The 19,835-nt window shown below is 66.2% G+C and carries 21 protein-coding genes; 11 read left to right on the top strand and 10 right to left on the bottom strand.

Annotated elements, in window-relative coordinates:
- Positions 1-90 precede the first annotated feature (90 nt).
- Together ACTHJR_RS01940 and ACTHJR_RS01935 are read right to left on the bottom strand one after the other, a co-directional pair.
- Positions 91-1,761 (bottom strand): M56 family metallopeptidase, encoded by a 1,671-nt coding sequence (locus ACTHJR_RS01940; protein WP_440521374.1) that lies wholly within the window; start codon positions 1,759-1,761, stop codon positions 91-93.
- Positions 1,758-2,141 (bottom strand): BlaI/MecI/CopY family transcriptional regulator, encoded by a 384-nt coding sequence (locus ACTHJR_RS01935; RefSeq protein WP_440521373.1) that lies wholly within the window; start codon positions 2,139-2,141, stop codon positions 1,758-1,760. Before ACTHJR_RS01935 ends, ACTHJR_RS01940 begins: the two co-directional genes overlap by 4 nt.
- 387 nt (positions 2,142-2,528) lie before the next feature.
- On the opposite strand from ACTHJR_RS01935, the gene ACTHJR_RS01930 reads away from it, so the two are divergent.
- The 4 genes from ACTHJR_RS01930 (at position 2,529) to ACTHJR_RS01915 (ending at position 6,007) form a co-directional block, all read left to right on the top strand.
- Positions 2,529-3,065, top strand: a complete 537-nt coding sequence (locus tag ACTHJR_RS01930; RefSeq protein WP_440521372.1) for a PilZ domain-containing protein — start codon at positions 2,529-2,531, stop codon at positions 3,063-3,065.
- Between the two features lie 134 nt (positions 3,066-3,199).
- Positions 3,200-3,811: a DNA repair protein RecO gene (gene recO, locus ACTHJR_RS01925; RefSeq protein ID WP_440521371.1), complete on the top strand. Its 612-nt coding sequence runs from the start codon at positions 3,200-3,202 to the stop codon at positions 3,809-3,811.
- A gap of 49 nt (positions 3,812-3,860) precedes the next feature.
- On the top strand, positions 3,861-4,910 hold the full coding sequence (gene leuB / locus ACTHJR_RS01920) for a 3-isopropylmalate dehydrogenase (RefSeq protein WP_440521370.1): 1,050 nt from the start codon (positions 3,861-3,863) through the stop codon (positions 4,908-4,910).
- On the top strand, positions 4,907-6,007 hold the full coding sequence (locus tag ACTHJR_RS01915; RefSeq protein WP_440521369.1) for a glycosyltransferase family 2 protein: 1,101 nt from the start codon (positions 4,907-4,909) through the stop codon (positions 6,005-6,007). The genes leuB and ACTHJR_RS01915 overlap by 4 nt, the downstream gene beginning before the upstream one ends.
- Before the next feature lie 6 nt (positions 6,008-6,013).
- On the opposite strand, the gene ACTHJR_RS01910 is transcribed toward ACTHJR_RS01915, so the two are convergent.
- From ACTHJR_RS01910 to ACTHJR_RS01875, 8 genes are all read right to left on the bottom strand, one after another.
- Positions 6,014-7,297, bottom strand: coding sequence for a phospholipid carrier-dependent glycosyltransferase (locus ACTHJR_RS01910; protein WP_440521368.1), 1,284 nt, complete (start codon positions 7,295-7,297; stop codon positions 6,014-6,016).
- A 322-nt stretch (positions 7,298-7,619) separates the two neighbouring features.
- Positions 7,620-8,288 (bottom strand): dihydrofolate reductase family protein, encoded by a 669-nt coding sequence (locus ACTHJR_RS01905; protein WP_440521367.1) that lies wholly within the window; start codon positions 8,286-8,288, stop codon positions 7,620-7,622.
- Complete coding sequence (locus ACTHJR_RS01900; RefSeq protein ID WP_440521366.1) at positions 8,281-8,775, bottom strand: VOC family protein; 495 nt, start codon at positions 8,773-8,775, stop codon at positions 8,281-8,283. The genes ACTHJR_RS01905 and ACTHJR_RS01900 overlap by 8 nt, the downstream gene beginning before the upstream one ends.
- Entirely contained in the window at positions 8,772-9,557 is a 786-nt protein-coding gene (locus tag ACTHJR_RS01895; protein WP_440521365.1) for a VOC family protein, read from the bottom strand. The genes ACTHJR_RS01900 and ACTHJR_RS01895 overlap by 4 nt, the downstream gene beginning before the upstream one ends.
- An 18-nt stretch (positions 9,558-9,575) precedes the next feature.
- Positions 9,576-10,292 carry a DUF1428 domain-containing protein gene (locus ACTHJR_RS01890; RefSeq protein ID WP_440521364.1) on the bottom strand — a complete coding sequence of 239 codons (717 nt, stop codon included), beginning with the start codon at positions 10,290-10,292 and terminating at the stop codon, positions 9,576-9,578.
- Positions 10,293-10,317: 25 nt separating this feature from the next.
- Entirely contained in the window at positions 10,318-10,743 is a 426-nt protein-coding gene (locus ACTHJR_RS01885) for a DoxX family protein (RefSeq protein ID WP_440521363.1), read from the bottom strand.
- Positions 10,744-10,770: 27 nt separating this feature from the next.
- A complete protein-coding gene (locus ACTHJR_RS01880) occupies positions 10,771-11,421 on the bottom strand; it encodes a glutathione S-transferase family protein (protein WP_440521362.1) in 651 nt (216 codons plus the stop codon).
- 153 nt (positions 11,422-11,574) lie between these two features.
- Positions 11,575-12,012 carry a VOC family protein gene (locus tag ACTHJR_RS01875; protein ID WP_440521361.1) on the bottom strand — a complete coding sequence of 146 codons (438 nt, stop codon included), beginning with the start codon at positions 12,010-12,012 and terminating at the stop codon, positions 11,575-11,577.
- 121 nt (positions 12,013-12,133) lie between these two features.
- Between ACTHJR_RS01875 and ACTHJR_RS01870 the strand changes: the two genes are divergently transcribed.
- From ACTHJR_RS01870 to ACTHJR_RS01840, 7 genes are all read left to right on the top strand, one after another.
- Entirely contained in the window at positions 12,134-12,835 is a 702-nt protein-coding gene (locus ACTHJR_RS01870; RefSeq protein ID WP_440521360.1) for a winged helix-turn-helix transcriptional regulator, read from the top strand.
- Complete coding sequence (locus ACTHJR_RS01865) at positions 12,802-13,263, top strand: SRPBCC domain-containing protein (RefSeq protein ID WP_440521359.1); 462 nt, start codon at positions 12,802-12,804, stop codon at positions 13,261-13,263. The genes ACTHJR_RS01870 and ACTHJR_RS01865 overlap by 34 nt, the downstream gene beginning before the upstream one ends.
- A 111-nt stretch (positions 13,264-13,374) precedes the next feature.
- Positions 13,375-14,379 carry a cobaltochelatase subunit CobS gene (cobS, locus tag ACTHJR_RS01860; RefSeq protein ID WP_440521358.1) on the top strand — a complete coding sequence of 335 codons (1,005 nt, stop codon included), beginning with the start codon at positions 13,375-13,377 and terminating at the stop codon, positions 14,377-14,379.
- A 10-nt stretch (positions 14,380-14,389) separates the two neighbouring features.
- Positions 14,390-16,216, top strand: a complete 1,827-nt coding sequence (cobT, locus tag ACTHJR_RS01855) for a cobaltochelatase subunit CobT (protein WP_440521357.1) — start codon at positions 14,390-14,392, stop codon at positions 16,214-16,216.
- A gap of 178 nt (positions 16,217-16,394) precedes the next feature.
- The gene (locus ACTHJR_RS01850; RefSeq protein ID WP_440521356.1) at positions 16,395-16,658 is read left to right on the top strand and encodes a ribbon-helix-helix domain-containing protein; all 264 of its coding nucleotides are present in this window, start codon (positions 16,395-16,397) and stop codon (positions 16,656-16,658) included.
- Between the two features lie 71 nt (positions 16,659-16,729).
- Positions 16,730-19,201: a TonB-dependent receptor gene (locus tag ACTHJR_RS01845; protein ID WP_440521355.1), complete on the top strand. Its 2,472-nt coding sequence runs from the start codon at positions 16,730-16,732 to the stop codon at positions 19,199-19,201.
- 38 nt (positions 19,202-19,239) lie between these two features.
- Positions 19,240-19,835 (top strand): tetratricopeptide repeat protein (locus tag ACTHJR_RS01840; protein ID WP_440521354.1); only part of this gene is annotated, 596 nt, incomplete at its 3' end.

Raw genomic sequence — 19,835 nt, 5'->3', positions numbered from 1 at the left:
CGGGCGGCAGGCACGATGGGGCTTTCGCCGGTGGGCGTTACGAAAAGCGGGGTGGGGGCGAAGGCCGGCCGTCGGGCCGGGCGTCAAGGCTCAGGGATCGGGATCGGGCTGCGGATCGGCTCCGGCTGCCGCGAGTTCGGTCAGCTTGTCGGGCGACGTGGTATTGATGCCGCGCCTCCGCAGCTTCTTGACGAACTCGATGCTGACGCCGACCGCGCGCATGCCCTGGTAATCGTCGAGTTCGCCCTTGATCCCGAACTGGCGCATCGCCGCGATATACGCGGGGTTGAGGCCCATGTTGCGGGCCTCGACTATGTCTTCGATGCCGAGCCGCATGCCGGTCGCCCGCATCGCGCGCGCATAGTCCGGGCTGACGCCGCCGCCACGGGCTTCGGCGAGTTGATCGTCAGAAAGGTTGGCAAAGCCCGCCTGCGCCATCGAGCGCCGATATTGGTCGCTGACGGCGGTCGTCGGTATCCCGTCCAGGCGGACCCGGACGCCCGGGACGTCGATCGCGATCGCCGGATTCTCGTCGGTCGAACGCGAGCCGGCATCCTGACCGGGGGACGATGGGGAAGAGGACGTCGCCGCCACTGCCGTCGCGCCGTCGGTCGCCGGGTCCTTCGACCCGGCAGTCGGCTTGGGCGAGATGGTGGCGGCCAGGCGCTTGGCGGTCCGCGCGGCTCCTTCATGGACGTCGCCGGCGGTCGGGACGGTGGCGAGCGCGGTGCGGCCGGGAACGATGGTGACCGCGGCGAGCGGCACCGCCATGCTCAGCATTCCCGTCGCGAATCCGGCGACCCAGGACCGTCCGGACGGCCCGCGTGCGGGGCTCTGGTCGAGCACGCGACGGACACGGCGGCCGAGCGAGCTTTTCGACGGCGCGACGCCGTGCGCACCGAGCAAGGCGCCTCGACACTGATGACGGGCGACGCCGATCAGCAATTCGGCATAATCGGGTCCCGCGATGTTGGCGGCGAGCACCGCGTCGTCGGCGGCTTCCTCGCGCAATTGGTGTGCCTCGCGCGCCAGTACCCAGGCCAGCGGATTGAACCAGAAAGCGGCCGTGGCGACGCGCGCCAGGATCAGCTTGGCCCAATCCAGATGAACGACGTGCGCCAGTTCGTGCGCGATGATCGCTTCGGCCTGCTCGGGGGCGGCCACCGCGGCGTTGTTGAGCAGGATGACGGGACGCATCAGGCCCCAGCTCACCGGCGACCCGAGTTCGTCGCTCCACAACAAGGCGGTGCCGTTCTTGAATCCCATCCGCCGCTGCGCCCGGGCCAGCGCGCTCAGCCAGTCGGGGTCGACCAGCACGTCGGCGCGTCGCCGCAATCCGACGAGGCGCAGCAACGCGACCAACGTCAGCGCGAGCAGCAGCATCGTGGGGAGCAGGAAGGCGTAGCGCGCCGCGCCGACGATGATGGTGGTCAGCGCGCCAGCCGCCGGCGGTCGGGCGGCTGCCGTCCGCGAGCCATTGTTGTCGGCCGCTGCCGTCGTCTGGCTGGCGACCGGAAGCGCGGGCTGTGGAGCCGCGGCGGGAGCGGTCGCGGCAAAGCGCGCGACCGATGCGGGAATCGGGAGTGCCAAGGTCGGCAACGCCAGGCTGGCGAGCGGCAGGGCGACGAGCGCGAACAGGCCGAGATGGGCGACGGTGGATCGCTCGGCGGCCGAGCGCGCGCGAGTCACCCGCAACAGCGCCAGGGTGACGGCGGCCACGAGCAAAGATTTCGCGGCGAGCAGGAGCAGGGTGACGATCATTTCCCGCTCTCCCGCGCCTGGCGCGCCCGCGCGATCGCCGCCTCGAGCTCGTCGAGTTCCCGCGTATCGAGGTCCTGCGCCATGCCGAGCAAGGCACTGGCCGCGCTGACTGGCGAACCCTTGAAAAAGGTCCGTACCACCTGGCTGAGCGCGGTGCGCCGCGCCTGATTGTCGGACACGGTCGGCGAATAGACGTAGCCGCGATCGCTCTCCTCGCGCGACACGAATCCCTTGTCTTCCAGTCGCTTGAGCATGGCGCGCACCGCCGATCCGGTGAGCGGGTCCGGCAGCCCATCACAGATTTCGGCCACGGTGCGCGACCCCGCTTGATAGAGCAGGTCGACGATCTGACGTTCGCGTGGGGGCAATTGCGGTAGCATGACTCACCTCTCCGCTACATTTGTAGCGCGCTACAAATGTAGCGCAAGCGAAAAATGCGGGGGTGTCGATCCATGGCTCGCCGCTGACCGAGAGGTCGGGCCGGACAAGCGGTCGCCGGTAACTCCCAGTGGCGCGCCATCCCCGCGAGGACAGCGAGGAAGTTGTCGGTAATCGCGAAACCAGGACGAAGGACGGGTACGCGCTCGCCGGTTCGGCGAGACTGAGGGGTGATCCCGGTGAATATCGTCGCGACGCGGAGAAGAGCTGAAAAGGAACGCTATCAAGCTTCGGGAGTAGTAATATTGGCGATGATCTGTCGACTGTCGAAATATTAAAAAAGTATTACTACAGCCAACGTCGGCATGATCGCACCAAGGAGCAACGTGGTGCCGAATGTCGTTCCAACCGGGTTCAAAGCGCGCGAGACGCGCACGAAGGTGTTCCTCCCTTCCCGATTGCGGCTGGGCGCGGCCTGGGTGGACGCGTGCATCCACAACGTGTCCGCTCGCGGCCTGCTAGTCGCGTCTGACGAGGTGCCGAAGCCGGGGAGCTATGTGGAGATCCGTCGCGGTCGTAACGTGATCATCGGACGGGCGGTTTGGGCAAAGGACAGGTTTTTTGGCGTTCGCACGCAAGATCGGATAGATCTGCAGGCCTTGCGGGCCGATCCCGCGCAAGCGGGCGGGGGCCGCGGCAACGACGCGCCGCAGGGTATGGTCGAGCGCCGGAGCGAGGAGCGCTTCAGGCGGGATGCCGCGATGGCGCGAACGATCGAGCGCAACATCGCCATCTCGCGTGCCGTTCAATTCGGCCTGATCGCCTCCGCCGCCGTGGTCGCGTCCGCGGTCGTTGCGGTCACCGTCTACAACAACCTCGTCAAGCCGTTCGATCGCATCCAACGGGCGATGCTCGGCGATTCCTGACCCCCGGTTCGGCACGGGCGACGGCATGAAGATCGCCCCTCGGCCAGGGCATGTCCTAGATGCCTTTCGGGCCGCCCGGATCGCCGTCCGCTGCCGGGCTGGCGCGACCGTAGAAGCCGCTTTACTCCAGCCTCATGCACCTCCGCGCGCAAGCCCTGGTCCTGTCGGTCCGCCAGCATGGCGAGCACAATGCCGTCGTGCGCTGCCTGACGCGCGAGGCGGGACTGATCGCGGGCTATGTTCGCGGGGGGCGGTCGCGGGCGATGCGGCCGATATTGCAGCCGGCCAATCTGGTGATGGGCGAGTGGCGCGCGCGGACCGAGGACCAATTGGCCGGGTTGACCGTCGAACTCGTCCATAGCCGCGCGCCGCTCTATTCGGAGCCGCTCGCCACCGCCGCGCTCGAATGGGTCACCGCGCTGACCGCCGTCGTCTTGCCCGAAAGCCAGCCCTATCCACGGCTCTATGGCGCGCTCGACGCGATGCTGGGAGCGATCGAGGCGGCGCCGGCGGCGCGCGGCTGGGCGGTGGCGCTGGCCCGGTACGAGGATCTGCTGCTGGCCGAGCTCGGCTATGGCGTCGAGCGGCCGCCGGCGGTCAGCACGGAGTCCGGCTGGCCCGAGATCCTTGCCGCCTTGGCACTCACCGGTCGCGAGATCGAGGCGCATCTGCTGACCGATCGCCGCGCGGAGGCTCTGGCGGCGCGCGCGCGATTGATCGAGCGGTTGAAGCGCGCGGTTGCGTGACGGCGCTTCGCCCGGCAAAGGCGGCGGGACCGAGAGAAAGGGAAATCGCGTGCCGTTGATCGCCTTGCTGCCTGGAGATGGAATCGGACCCGAAGTCGTGGCGGAAGCGCGCCGCGTGCTCGAGGCGCTCGATCTCGGGCTGACCTTCGAGGAAGCGCCGGTCGGCGGCCAGGCCTATCTGCGCGCGGGCAATCCGCTGCCGGCCTCGACGCTCGATCTCGCCAAGCGCTCCGATGCGATCCTGTTCGGCGCGGTCGGCGACCCGCAATTCGATGCGCTCGAACGCCGGCTGCGGCCCGAGGCCGCGATTCTGGGCCTGCGCCGCGAACTCGGCCTGTTCGCCAATCTGCGCCCGGCCACGCTGACCCCCGGGCTGGAGGATGCCTCGCCGCTCAAGCCCGAGATCGCTAGCGCGATCGACATGGTCATCGTCCGCGAACTGACCGGCGACGTCTATTTCGGCGAGAAGGGGCGGCGCGTCGGGCTTGGCGGGGTGCGCGAAGGCCACGATTTGATGCGCTACGACGAGACCGAGGTCGAGCGCATCGCGCGCGTCGGGTTCGAGACCGCGCGCCGTCGCCGGCGCAAGCTCTGCTCGGTCGACAAGGCCAATGTGCTCGAAACCTCGCAGCTGTGGCGCGACATCGTCAACGCGGTCTCGGGGGATTACGAGGATGTCGAGCTGACCCATATGTATGTCGACAACGCCGCGATGCAGCTGGTGCGCAATCCCGGCCAGTTCGACGTCATCGTCACCGGCAATCTGTTCGGCGACATCCTGTCCGACCAGGCGAGCATGTGCGCGGGCTCGATCGGCATGCTGCCGTCCGCCTCGCTGTCGAGCTGGCGGTCGAGCCTGGGCATGTACGAGCCGATTCATGGCTCGGCGCCCGATATCGCCGGCCAGGGCAAGGCCAATCCCTGCGCGACGATTCTGTCGGCGGCAATGATGCTGCGGCATTCGCTCGACATGGCCGAGCCGGCGAACCGTATCGAATCGGCGCTCGCCAAGGCGATCAAGGGCGGCGCCCGGACGGCTGATCTGGGCGGGACGCTGTCGACGACGGCGATGGGCGACGCGATCCTCGCCGGCCTATGAGCCAGTTGCTCGACCTCGCGGTCGTCATCCCGACCTTCAACGAGCGCCGCAACGTGCCGGTGCTGATCGCGAAGCTCGACCAGGCGCTGCAGGGACTCGATTGGGAAGCGATCTTCGTCGACGACGACAGTCCGGACGGCACTGCCGATGCGGCGCGCGAGCTGGCCAGGCTCGACCGGCGGGTGCGAGTGATCCAGCGGATCGGCCGGCGCGGCCTGTCCTCGGCCTGTATCGAGGGGATGCTGGCGACTGCGGCGCCCTTGGTCGCGGTGATCGACGGCGACCTCCAGCATGACGAGACGATCCTGCCGGCAATGGCCAGGGCATTGGGCGACGACGCGACGCTCGACGTGGTGATCGGCTCGCGCTTCGTCGACGGCGGCGGCACCGGCGAGTGGGACAAGGACCGCGTCGCCAAATCGGCGTTCGCGACCCGGCTCGCGCGCCACGTGCTCGAGGCCGATCTCAGCGACCCGATGAGCGGTTTCTTCATGATCCGCACGGCGATCGTCCGCGACCTCGCACCGCGGCTGGCGGCGATCGGGTTCAAGATCCTGCTCGACATCATGACCGGGTCGCCGCGCCCGCTCCATTTTCGCGAACTGCCCTATACCTTCCGCGTGCGGACCGAGGGCGAGAGCAAGCTCGATCACGTCGTCGCGATGGAATATCTGATCGCGCTCTATGACCGCATGTTCGGGCGCGTCGTTCCGGTGCGGTTCGCGATGTTCTCGGCGATCGGCGCGATCGGCGTCGGCGTCCACATGGCGGTGCTGACGTTCGCGATGTTCGTGCTGAACATTCACTTCCTGACCAGCCAGGTCATTGCGGCGGTCGCGGCGATGACGGGGAATTTCTTCCTCAACAACGCGCTGACCTATCGCGACCGGCGGTTGAAGGGTTGGCGCCAACTGGCCGACGGCTGGGTGTCGTTCTGCGCGGTCTGCGCGGTCGGGCTGATCGCCAATATCGGCGTGGCCGGCTTCCTTCACGATTTCCGCGACAGCGGCTGGGCGGTATCGGCGATGGTCGGCGTGCTGATCGGGGCGGTGTGGAATTACGCGCTGTCGAGCAAGTTCGTGTGGGGGCGGTATTAGACCGCTCTAGGGCCAGCTCGGAAACCACATCCAATGCTGGAACGCCTGGACGCCGGGCAGGGCGGCAGCGGAGATGATCGGAAAGAAATAGACCGCGATCCCGAACGCCAGGATCGCAAAACCTTCGTCCCAATGCGCGAACTTGCCTCTGGCGAAATGGTCGAACGCGGCGGCGAGCGCGATGCACAGGAAGATCGACGGCAGATAATAGTAATAATAGAAGCCCAGCGACTTGGGGATGATCGCCCAGATCAGATAGCTTGCCGTCCATAGCCCCGCGGCGAAAAGCAGCCTGACGTCTCGCGCGCGCAGCCAGCCCCAGGCACAGGCGAGCACCGCGATCAGCCCTCCCCACATGATCACGGGATTGCCGATCATCAGGATGCCGCGCATCGCGCCGTCCGACGTTTCATAGAAATACCAGATCGGGCGAATGATCAGCGGCCAGGTCCACCACGCGGATTGATACGTGTGGTGCGGCAGGACTTGCACCTGCTCGCGGTACATGGTCATCTGGAACGGCAGCAGGTCGGCTAGCGTCAGCGGCTGATCATGATAGAGAAAAGCGGGCGCGAACGTCAGAAGATAGATCGCGACCGACGCCAGCCCGAACGCCAGCAATGCCGGGATCGTGGGGAGACCCGCCCAATGCGGCTGGTCGCGTCCCGACAACATGGTCGCGAGTGGTCGTCTTGCCCGCACGGCGTCGCGCCAGCGGACGATCACAAACCCCAATCCGGCCCAGGCGACATAAGGCACCGCCGCCCATTTCGCCGCGACCGCGAGCCCGAACAGCATCGCCGCGACGATCCAGCGCGTCCAGACCTTGCCGGGCGGCGCGCGCATCGCCCACAACATCGCCGCGATACCCCAGATGGTGAACACGGCGAGAAACGGATCGATCATCGCGATCCGCGCCTCGATATAGATGGTGAAGTTGAGCAGCGCGAAGATCGCGCCCGTCACTGCCGGCCGCATCCGGCGATAGAGCTGCCATAGAATAGCGAACACGCCCGATACCGTGGCGGCGCCGGCGACCGTCGAGAAGAAACGCCAGCCCAGCGCATTGTCGCCAAACAGGGCGATGCCGGCGGCGATGAATTCCTTGGCGAGCAGGGGATGCTCGGTGTTGACCGGTCCCGACAAGGCGAGGAGGGCACGGGCGGCGGGTACGTAATGGATCTCGTCGAACACGATCTTCGACGGGATCGTGACGCCCCACAAGAACAACGCCTCAGCTGCCAGCCCGATCAGGATCGCGACGAGAAACGGGCGGGAACGGCGAGGCATTGCCGCCCGCTTAGCGCATCGGATCGACAAGTGGGAACCGGTATTCGGGGCGGTTCGGGTCGGGTTAGGCGCGTTGCCAATTCGGGCTATACGTCGAACCTTACAAGTCCTCCCCCGCCAGGAGGAGCGTTCGGGCTTTGCCTGCCCCGGCAGGCCAAGATCGCATCCGGGGGGACGCGATCTCGCTCGAACGCGCAACGCGACTCAGGGGGAGGACAGCGACCAACTGGCCGTCGTGCCGCCTCCCCCTTCGTCAGGCTGCGCCTGACACCTCCCCTGGCGGGGGAGGATCATTGTGGACATCGATGCACCTTGGTCGCGATCACCAGTTCCCGTTCCGCATCCTCTGCTGTCGCTCCCGTTCGGGCGCGCTGGTGCTCGGTTCCGGGAAGGACCCGTCCGCGGGAAGGGCGCCGTCCGGTTCATAGGTCGCGATGACCGTGCCCTTGCTGGTGACCTTGTGGTCGGTCATCCTGAGCGCGCCGGCCGGCGTCCCATCGCCGAACAGGCGTTTGCCCTTGCCGAGCGTCAGTGGGAAGATCATCAGCACCAGGCGATCGATCAGGCCGGCCGCGAGCAATTCCGGATAGAGCGTGCTCGATCCCTGGATGACGAGATCCGGGCCATCGCTCCGCTTGAGCGCCGCTACCTCCTCGATACTCTTCAAGCGATGGCTGTTCTCCCAGTCGAGCGGCTGGTCGCCGCGCGTCAGGACGTGCTTGCCGGCGCGCGTGAACGCCTGGCCCATCTCCGCTTCGGGCCCTTCGACATACGGCCAATAGGAGGCGAAGATGTCGTAGGTGCGTCGGCCGAGCAGCAGGTCGTACTCGCCGGCGAACAGAGTACCGATCGTGTCGAATATCCCGTCGTCGCCGAACCGGAACAGCCAACCGCCCTCGTCGAACCCGCCGGTGTAATCCTCGGTCGGCCCGCCGGGCGCTTGCATCACGCCGTCGAGCGACAGGAACACGCCTCCGGTCAGCTTACGCATCGGCCGTCTCGCCGGCGCGGGCGCGCTCGATCGTCGCGATGTCGATCTTCTTCATCTTCATCATCGCATCCATCGCGCGCTTGGCGGCGGCCCGGTCGGGATCGGTCATCGCCGCCATCAGCGCGCGCGGCACGATCTGCCATGAGAACCCCCAGCGGTCCTTGCACCAGCCGCAGGCGCTCTCCGCGCCCTCATGATCGACGATCGCGTTCCAGTAACGGTCGGTTTCCTCCTGGTCGTCGGTGAAGACCTGAAAGCTGACCGCTTCGTTGGGCGTGAACGTCGGACCGCCGTTCAGGCCGACGAACGACTGGCCGAGCACGGTGAACTCGACCGTCAACTCGTCGCCCTGTTTGCCGCCGGGGAAGTCGGAGGCCGCGGCGTTCGGGCTGCCGACCCGGCTGTCGGGGAAGATCGAGGCGTAGAATTCAGCGGCCTCGCGCGCTTTGCCGTGGTCGAACCACAGGCAGGTGGTGATCTTGTTCATTGCCGTTCTCCAGAAACGAAGCCGACCGATGCGCCCTGCGGGTCGACCGCGAGGATGATGCGCTGGCCGCCGGGAACGTCCATCGGCCCCATGATGACGGTACCGCCATGCGCCTTGACCTTGTCGACCGCGGCATCGACGTCGGGAATCGAGAAATAGAAGGTCCATTTGAGCGGCTGCTCAGGGCTCGCGCGATCCATCATTGCGCCCAGCCGCACGTCGCCGCAGTCGATGAAGGTATAATCGCCCATCTCGCCCATCGGCATCGCCTCCTTCGAGGTCCAGCCGAGCAGGGAGGAGTAGAAGGGCAACGCCGCCTTCTGATCGGTCGTCACCAGTTCGTTCCAACTGCAGCGGCCGGGCAGGGTGGCCGAGAAACAGCTATTCTCCTGGTCGCCCATCGTCGGGTCGGGAGTCATGACGTAGAACAGGACGCCCTGCGGGTCGTTGACCATCGCGATCCGGCCGACGCCGGGCAGATCGGTCGGCGGCATGTGCGTCTTGCCGCCCGCCTTTTCGACCTGGGCGACGCTCGCATCGACATCGGCGACATGGAAATAGGAGAGCCAGGCGGGCCCTCCGGTCGGTGCCCCGTCCGGTAGCGCCGCGAGGCCGGCGACGCCCGTCTCGTCGACGTTGAAGATGTTGTATTGCATGCCGCCGTCGGGGGAGGGGAAAGCGGTCGAGGTCCAGCCGACGATGTCGCCGTAGAATTTCTTGGCGGCATCGACATCGCTGGTCATCAATTCGTACCAGATCGGCATTCCGGTTCGGTTGGCCATGTCAGTCTCTCCTGGGGATTATCGGTGGTCGGTATCGAGGATCGGCACGAAGCCGCCGAAGATCGCGCGCTGCATGTCGAACGCGGGCGGCGCGGCCCGGACGTCTGGATCGTCCATCATCCCGGCGAAAGCGGCGTCGCGGGTCGGCTTGTCGGGCCATTCGACCCAGCCGAAGATCACCGTCTCGCCGTCCTCGGCGGCAACCGCGCGCTTGAAGTCGGTGACCTTGCCGTCGGGAACGTCGGTCCCCCAGCCGTCGACGATGCGGCTGGCGCCCTTTTTGAGGAAATAGGTCGAAATCCGTCGCGCATGGTCGACGAACGCGGGCTTGTCCGATGATGTCGGCGCGACGATGCCGTCGACATAGCCGAACCGCCCGCCGTCGCCGCCTTCGAAGACCGGATCGTAACCGCCATAGATCATGCGTTGCGGATTGAACGGCATCTCGCCGTCGGGCTGCATGCGCTCGTCGGCCATCAGCTTCTCGGCCGCTGCGTCGCAGGTGGCCTTGTCGGGCCAGCGGACCCAGGAAAAGACGATGTGCTCGCCGGCTTCGGCCTGGACGGCGCGCTTCATATCGGTCCGCTTGCCGTCGGGAACGTCGTCGCCCCAGCATTCGACGGTCGATGTCGCGCCATATTCGGCGAACACCGGCGCGGCCTTGGTCGCCATGTCGAGATAGGCCTGCTTGTCGCCTTCCTTCACCGGAATGATGAAGCCCTGAATATAGGTCATGATGCCTCTCCTCTCATGCTTTGGGTCAGCGGATCAGGGGCAGCAGCGCGCGGATGCGGGAGTCGCGCAGCCACAGGCCACTCCATAGCATGATCCCGAGATAGACGCCGAACAGCGTATAGCTGAAGATCGGGCTTCCGACCCGCAAATGGGTCGCCACGGCGCCTCCGAGATAGCCGGTCAGCAGGATCGCGCCGAGAAATGCCGTGCGCGGCCAGGCGTAAAGCAGGGTGGCGATCGCCAGGATCGAGCCGAGCAGCCGATAGAAGCCGGTATCCGCGGGCAGCCCGAGCGGCGGGCTGTAGGCGATCATCGTTGCCGGGGCGGTCAGCTTGCCCGCCGCGTCCATTCCGAGGAACAGGATGACGAGCGCGGTCAGGACGCGGCCGGTCCAGACCGGCAGGGCACGCGTCGTCGGCGCCGCCGAAGCGGCTTGGTAGATCGTAGCCATGGTGTCTCTCCTAAGGTCGGTTGCGGCTCAGGCGGCCGCGGCGAACACGGCCATGTGGTCGGCGATCGCCTTCTTGAACGCGGGACGGGCCTCGCCGCGCGCGATATAGGCGGCGAGCTTGGGGAAGCCGTCGAGCACGCCGGTGTTACGAAGCGCGCGGAGAACCGAGACCATCATTAGGTCGCCGGCGGTGAACCCGTCCCCGTCGAGCCATTCCCCGTCGCCGAGCGCGGCCTCGAGGTCGGTCAGGCGGCCCTTCAGGTCTTCGATGACCTTCGGACGTCGCGCCTTGGACCAGTCGCGATCCGCTTCGAACACGTCGACCACCGCGAGTTGCTGGACGAATGGCTCGATCGAGTTGAGCGCGGCGATCGCCCATTGCACGGCGCGGGCGCGGCCGGCGGGATCGTCGGGCAGCAGGCCGGGGGCCAGGCTGGCGATGTGAAGCACGATCGCGCCGGACTCGAAGATCTCGACCTTGCCGTCCGAATAGGTCGGAATCTGGCCGAACGGCTGGAAACGGCGATGGGCCTCCGACTTGGCATAGGGAAGGTCGATGACGTCGACCTCATAGTCGATCCCGACTTCCTCGAACGCCCAGCGCGCGCGCGTGTCGCGGACCAGGCCCTGCGCGAAGGGCGGGACCCATTTGTACGCGGTGATGACGGGTTTGGTCATGGGACGCTCCTTCAGGCGAGGGTGGGAACGCCGGCGAGCGCCGGATAGTCGAGGATCACGATGCCGGTGACGGCGAACCAGAACAGGCCGGCGATCCAGGGGCGAAAACGGTCGGGCATCGGAAATCTCCCATGCGGAGAGGGGATGCGGCGTTCAGGCCGCGCTGCCCTCATGTTGATCGGCCATGGCGGCGTTGGCCGCACCCATGTCCATGTACATCGGCTCGAACGTGTGGCCGTCGAGATCCTCGAACGCGCGGCTGTACATGAAGCCCATGTCCTGGGTGTCGCGCGTCTGGCGGCCGCCCGCGGCGATCGCGGCATCGGTGATCGCATCGACCTCGGCCCGGCTGTCGCGCGACAAGGCGATCAGCGCGGCGCTGGTCTTGTGGGTGTCGGCGATCTCCTTCGACGTGAAGGTCGAATAGAAACCGTGGTCGAGCACCATCACGAAGATCGCGTCGGACCACACCATGCACGACGCCTGCTCGTTGCTGAACTGCGGGTTCTTCTCGAAGCCGATCGCTTCGTAGAACGCGGTCGACTTGGCGACGTCGGCGACGGGCAGGTTCACGAAGATCATCCTGGTCATCTGTTCTCTCCCTTGAAACCGAGCCGTCAGGGGGCTGGCGAATCGGCTGACTTGATTTGAATGCCCGACTAAGTTATAAAAAGCAACCATGAAGTTAGAAAAAGTGACTAAGCTAGAAAAAATGGCGGAAAAACGGTGGTATGACGATGCCTGCGGCACCGCGATGGCGCTCGAGCTGGTAGGCGAGCGCTGGTCGCTGCTGATCGTTCGCGAGCTGATGTTCGGCGGCCGCCGCTTCGGCGAACTCAAGGGCGCGTTGAACGGGATCAGCGCCAATGTGCTGACCCAGCGGCTCGAAGGGATGGAGGCCGCGGGCATCCTCAAGAAGCGCAAGCTGCCGCCGCCCGCCTCCGTCCAGGTCTATGAGCTGACCCGTTGGGGTTATGAGAGCGAGACCGCGATCCAGGAACTCGGCCGCTGGGCGACGCGCTCGCCCGCGCACGATCCGTCGCTGCCTTTGTCGGCGGCGTCGCTGATGCTGTCGTTCCGCACGATGTTGTCCCCCGAGCGCTCGGCGGGAATAGTCGCGACGCTCGGCTTCCGGTTGGGCGATGAGGTGTTCACGACGCATCTCGCCAACGGCACTTTCCAGGTCGAGCGGGCGGAGCCCACGGGCGCGGACGTAGTGTTCGCCTCGACGCCGCGGGGAATTGCCGCCTTGACCTATGGCGGCGTGCCGATCGCCGAGGGAGAGAAACTGGGTCTGGTGACGGTCGAAGGTGACCGCGCGCTCGCCGAGCGCTTCGTGACGCTCTTCCCGTTACCGCCCAAATGGACCGAGGACAGAGCTTGCCCGGTCGGACCGATACCGCCGGTCGCCTGATCCGCGCGACGCCGCGGGCGATCTACGATGCGTTCGTCGATCCCGATGCGCAGGTCCGGTGGTTGCCGCCGAGCGGCATGACGGGGCATTTCGATCTGTTCGAGCCGTGGGCGGGTGGGTGCTATCGAATGACGCTGAGCTTCACCGGCGAGCATGCGACTCCCGGCAAGAGCTCCGCCGATGCCGACACCGTCCAGGGCCACCTGGTCGAGCTGATTCCTGAGAAGCGCATCGTCCAGACCGCCGATTTCGAGTCGGACGACCCGGCGTTCGGCGGCACGATGACCATGACCTGGTCGCTCCGCGCCGTGCCGGAGGGAACCGAGGTGACGATCACCGCGTCCGACGTACCGCTAGGCATATCGGCCGAGGATCACGCGACTGGACTGGCCTCGACCCTCGCGAATCTGGCCGCTTTCGTCGAATAACGAAGCCGGGCGGTATCTCCAGGGCGCGGATTTTCGAACATCGGGTCCGTAATTCGCGTCTCGACTTAGCCGTACGCCCGCGTCTAGGGAGGGCGCCGCGAAGGAAAGCCGATGACCGATATCCCCAACATCCAGCCCGACAGCCGCGAAACCACCCTGTTGGCCGCGCCCGACCAGATGAAGAAGGTCCGCGACCTGTTCGGCATCGACAGCGACATGGAAGTGCCGGCGTTCAGCGAGGCGGACGAGCGCGTGCCGGATCTCGACCCGGCCTATGTGTTCGATCCCGACACCACGCTCGCGATCCTGGCGGGCTTCGCGCACAATCGCCGCGTGATGGTCCAGGGCTATCACGGCACCGGCAAGTCGACCCATATCGAGCAGGTCGCGGCGCGCCTCAACTGGCCGTGCATCCGCATCAACCTCGACGCGCACATCAGCCGCATCGACCTGATCGGCCGCGACGCGATCGTCCTGAAGGACGGCCAGCAGGTCACCGAATTCCGCGAAGGCCTGCTGCCCTGGGCGCTGCAGACGCCGACCGCTCTGGTGTTCGACGAGTACGATGCCGGCCGGCCCGACGTGATGTTCGTGATCCAGCGCGTGCTCGAGACCGAGGGCAAGCTGACCCTGCTCGACCAGAATCGCGTGATCCGCCCGAACCCCTGGTTCCGCCTGTTCGCGACCGCCAACACGGTCGGTCTCGGCGATACCAGCGGCCTCTACCACGGCACGCAACAGATCAACCAGGGTCAGATGGACCGCTGGAACATCGTCGTCACGCTCAATTACCTGCCCGCCGCGGTCGAGGCGCAGATCGTGCTCGCCAAGTCGGGCGAATATGACAAGCCCGACGGCAAGCAGGTCGTCGACAACATGGTTCGCGTCGCCGACCTGACCCGCAAGGGCTTCATCAACGGCGACATCTCGACCGTGATGAGCCCGCGTACGGTCATCACCTGGGCGCAGAACGCGCTGATCTTCGGCGATGTCGGTTTCGCCTTCCGCCTGTCGTTCCTCAACAAGTGCGACGAAGCGGAGCGGGCGCTGGTGGCGGAATATTACCAGCGCGTATTCGGGACCGACCTGCCCGAGAGCGTGGTGTCGAAGGCGTAACAGCGAGCGCGTGGCGCAGGAAACTCCCCTCGATCGCTTCAAGGCCGTACTCGGCGGCGCGTCGCGCGCGCTCGCCGACGAGCCCGAGGTCGAGCTGGCGTTCACTGCCGATACGCCGGCGCAATCGGGCAAGCATATCAAGGTGCCGATGCCGGCACGGACCCTGCCGGCCGACCAAGTCGCCGAGGCGCGCGGATTCGCCGATTCCTTTTCGCTGCGGCTCAGGCATCACAATGCCTCGCTCCACCTGAGAAATGCGCCGCACGACGCGGTCGCGCGCGCGGTATTCGATGCGGCGGAAACGGCGCGGGTCGAAGCGCTTGGGTCGCGCGGCTATGCCGGGATTTCGGCGAATTTGAACCACGCGCTCGACCTCCGGCTGCGCTCCGATCCGATCACGCGCGCGCGCAGTCGCGACGAAGTGCCGCTGTCGACCGCGATCCAGTTGATGGTGCGCGAGCGGCTGACCGGCCAGCCGGCGCCCGATATCGCGCGCGACGGACTCGATCTGGTCCGCGACTGGATCGAGGAGAAGGCTGGCGGCGATCTCGACGCGCTGCGCCTCGCGCTCGACGACCAGCGCGCCTTCGCCAGCCTGGCGACCAAATTGCTCGAAGACCTCGAACTGGTCGAGGGCGACCAGATTCCCGAGGACAGCGACGACGGCGGCTCGGACGACGAGGGCACCGACGAGGAACAGGACCAGGGCGAGGAAGGCGACGACCAGGGCGAGCAGGGCCAGGGTGAAGTCGAGGCGCGCGGCGAACAATCCGAGGCCGAGAGCGACGAAGGCGATGGCGCCGAGGCGGGCGACGAATCGTTCGACGATGCCGATGGCGAGGCCGGTGACGAAGGCGAGGAGGGGATGCTTCCCGTCCGGCCCAACCGCCCCTTCTCCGATCTCTCGCCGCAATTCGACTACAAGGCCTGGACCACGCAATATGACGAGGTCGTCGCCGCGACCGAGCTGTGCGATCCCGAGGAACTGACGCGGCTGCGCTCCTATCTCGACCAGCAGCTCGTCCATCTCCAGGGCGCGGTGACCAAGCTCGCCAATCGGCTGCAGCGGCGGCTGATGGCGCAGCAGAACCGCTCGTGGGATTTCGACCAGGAGGAAGGGCTGCTCGACGCCGCGCGGCTGGCGCGGGTGGTGATCAACCCGATGCAGTCGCTGTCGTACAAGGTCGAGCGCGACACCGAGTTCAAGGACACCGTCGTCACCCTGTTGATCGACAATTCAGGCTCGATGCGCGGGCGGCCGATCTCGATCGCGGCGATCAGCGCCGACATATTGGCCCGCACGCTCGAACGTTGCGGGGTCAAGACCGAGATCCTCGGTTTCACCACCCGGGCGTGGAAAGGCGGGCAGGCGCGGGAAAGCTGGCTCGCCGCCGGCCGGCCGCCGCAGCCGGGGCGCCTCAACGACATCCGCCACATCGTCTACAAGCAAGCCGACGAGCCGTGGCGCCGGGCCAAGCCCAGCCTGGGATTGATGATGCGCGAGGGGCTGCTCAAGGAGAATATCGACGGCGAGGCTTTGCTCTGGGCGCACAACCGGCTGATCGGGCGGCCCGAGGAGCGCAAGATCATGATGGTGATCTCCGACGGCGCGCCGGTCGACGATTCCACTTTGTCGGTGAACAGCGGCTCCTATCTCGAACGCCATTTGCGCCAGGTCATCCACTGGATCGAGAACCGTTCGCCGGTCGAACTGGTAGCGATCGGCATCGGCCACGACGTCACGCGTTATTATCAACGCGCGGTGACGATCATGGACGCCGAGCAGCTCGGCGGCGCGATCATCGAACAGCTCGCGGCGCTGTTCGACAAGCCTTGAGCGCGGGCTTGCTTCAAGCCCCTCCCCTCCAGGGGAGGGGTTGGGGTGGGGCCTATCCACCAGCGACCGGCTTGGGGCACTGCCCCACTCCCAACCCCATTCCGGGTGAACGATGCCCCGCATCGTTCAGGCCATGCCGGGGGCATGGCCGACCCGGAACGCCTGATGGGGAGAGGCTATGAGCATCGATCCACCCCCCGGCGGTTTCGCCGGCCCGGTCAAGCGATCGATCACCATCGCCGGCCACGAGACGTCGATCACGCTCGAATCTCTATTCTGGCAAGCGCTCGAAGAGGCGGCACGCCGACGCTCGCTGCCTTTGTCCGCGCTGGTCGCGGAGATCGATGCCCTACGCATTCAGGCGATCGATCCTCCCAACCTCGCCAGCGCGCTCCGTACATGGACTTTGGCGGATGCGCGGAGCGCAGGCGATCAGAAATGAAAATCACTCGCAATAGCGTTGACTCTGCGAACGACTCTCAATAGCGGATCTCCCAAGCAAGGGAGATAAGAGTGACTCGCAACAACCCCGCGCGCCGCGTCGCGCAGCCTGCTTTCCTGGCCTTGTCCTGCGTCGGCGCTTTTGCCAGCCACCCCGCGCTCGCCAACGGCGGTCCCGATACGGCGCCGGCCAATGACGACAGCGACGACGGTGGTCAGGCTCATCGCCGCGACATCATCGTCAATGGCCAGCGGATCAAGGAAGTCACCGATCCCGATGGCCCCAAGGACGTCGCGCCGGTCGTCGATACGCCCAGATCGATCGTCGTCATCCCGAGCAAGGTGATCGAGGAAACCGGGTCGGCTTCGCTCCAGGATGCGTTGCGTACCGTTCCCGGCATCACCTTCGGCGCCGCCGAGGGCGGCAATCCGATCGGCGACCGTCCCTTCATCCGCGGTTTCGACAGCCAGGGATCGATCTATGTCGACGGCGTGCGCGACCTGTCGTCGCAGACCCGCGAGACCTTCGCGATCGATTCAGTCCAGATCGTGCGCGGGTCGGATTCGACGCTCGGCGGACGGGGCTCGGCTGGCGGCACGATCAACATCATTTCGAAACTGCCCAAGGAAGGCACGTTCGGCAGCGTGTCGGCGAGCTATGGCGACGCCGATTACAAGCGCATCACCGGCGATCTGAACGTCGCGATCACGCCGACCGTCGCCTTCCGCATCCAGGGGCTGTGGCACGACCAGGACGTCGCCGGGCGCGACGCGATCTGGGCGAGGCGCTGGGGGTTCGCGCCGTCGCTGACGATCGGGCTGGGGACGTCGACGCGGCTGACCGCGAGCTATTACCGGCTGGAAAGCCACGAATTGCCCGACAGCGGCATTCCCTATCTCTACACGATCGGCAACGCGCCCGGCACCGGCAATATCTACACCCAGCCTGCGCTGGGGCGGATCACCACGGCGAACGGCCAGACCGGTTATGTCGACCGCAGCACCTTCTACGGCCTGGCCGTTCGCGATTTCCGCGACGCGACCACCGATCAGGCGACGCTCCGGGTCGAGCATGACCTGTCGTCGTCGATCACCATCCGCAACACCATGCGCTGGGCGCACTCGACCCAGGCGTATATTTTCCTGCTGCCCGACGACAGCCAGGGCAATGTCTATGGCAGCGGCCAGGTCTGGCGTCGCGGCAACACGCGTTATGGCTATTCCGACGCGCTGACCGATCAGATCGATCTCTACGGCACGGCCGACACCGGCGGCATCGAGCACAGTTTCGCGGTCGGCGCCGAACTTTCCTGGGAAAAGGCGCGGCGCGGGGCGTTCGTGTCGGCGAGCGGTTCGACCATCTCGCCACGCTGCAACCCGGCGACGATCTCGCGTTATTATTGCACCAGTCTGTTCAACCCCAATCCCTATGATCCGTGGGTCAATTACACCAGCGACACGTCGAGCGTCGCGACGCCGATCGTCAAGGGCGCGCCCAATACCGAAACGCAGAACGACGCCAACACCCAGTCCTTCTACGCGTTCGATTCGATCACCTTGATGCCGCGGTTGATCCTCAACCTGGGCGCGCGCGTCGATCGCTTCCAGTCGGTCACGACGCCGCCGTTCGCGGCCGGGACCGCGTCGTTCCGGCTCGGCCGCACCGATACGTTGTTCAACTGGCAGGCCGGGCTGGTGTTCAAGCCGACTCCCGACACCAGCGTCTATGCAAGCTATGCGACCGCCGCGACGCCGCCCAATACGCTGCTCGGCGAGGGGCGTGAGGACAATGCGCTGCCCACCACTGTCACCGATCAGAATGTGGCGATCCTCGACGCGCTCAAGGTCCAGAAGACCAGGTCGTACGAAGTCGGCGCCAAGGCGAGCCTGTTCAAGGAACGGCTCGGGTTGGGCATCGCAATGTTCCAGACAGACATCGACAATGCCCGGGTGACCGGCGACGACGGGTTGCCCTCATTCCTGGGCAAGACGCGCATCCGCGGGCTGGAGCTTACCGTCAACGGCACCATCCTGCCCGGCTGGACGGTGTTCGGCGGCTATACCTATCTCGATCCCAAGATCATCGACGGCGGCTTCACGTCGCTGGCGGTGGCGAAAGTCGGGCCGGCCCTGGCGACGACCGTGCTCGTGCCGTCGGTCAACAATGGCAAGCAAGTGCCGCAGACCGCGAAGAATTCCTTCACCGCCTGGACCACGGTCGAGCTGACCAAGCGCTTCTCGGTCAGCGGCGGCGCGCTCTACATGGATCGCCAGTTCGGCGGCTATGCCGACAACCGGTCGGCCTCGCAGGACGCGGCGGGCAACATCACCGTCACGCCGGCGAGCAAAATTCTCTACCGCATGATCCCGTCCTACTGGCGGTTCGATGCGCGCGCCGCGTACAAATTGACCAGGAACATTGAGCTCAGCGTCAATGCGCAGAACCTGACCGACAAAGTCTATTTCAGCCAGGTCTATACCAGCCATTATGCGTCGATCGCCCCGGGCCGGACGATTTTCGGCACATTGGAGTTCAAGTTCTGACGACGGACTCCCCCTCAGCCGTCGCCGATATCGCGCGCTTGCCGGAAGGTCCCGGGAAGCGCGCGGCGGTTCTTCGCACGCTCGCCGAATCGGGCGAGGCGGACGCGCAGGCGCTGTATGGCCAGTTGCAGCTCGACGGGAACGGCGTTGCCCGGGACGAAGCGGCCGGATTCGGCTGGTTCAACCGCGCCGCGACGCAAGGCCATGTGATGGCGCTCAACATGGTCGGGCGTTGCTATGACCTCGGCTGGGGAGTCGCGATCGACAAGGCACGTGCGGCCGATTGCTATCGCGTCGCCGCCGAGCGCGGGCTCGACTGGGCGATGTACAATTACGCGACCTTGCTCGCGCTCGGGCACGGCGTGCCCGAGGACAAGGAAGCAGCGCTCGTCTGGTTCGAGAAAGCCGCCAAGCTCGGTAACGCCAAGGCGATCAATTTCGTCGGCAGCTTCCACGAGGACGGCTGGGTGGTCGCGCGCGATCTCGCCAAGGCGGCGCGACTCTATCAGCGCGCGGCGGAGGGCGGCGATTTCCGCGGCATGTTCAACCATGCGCGGATGCTGGGCGACAAGGGGCGCACCGAGGAAGCGCTCAAGTGGATCGAGCGCGCGGGGCAAAGCGCGACCCCGGCGTT

The sequence above is a fragment of the Sphingomonas sp. genome (assembly GCF_051962185.1).
Taxonomy (GTDB): domain Bacteria; phylum Pseudomonadota; class Alphaproteobacteria; order Sphingomonadales; family Sphingomonadaceae; genus Sphingomonas.
Note: the sequence above shows the minus strand (reverse complement) of the source record. Positions and strands in the feature narration are given on the sequence as shown.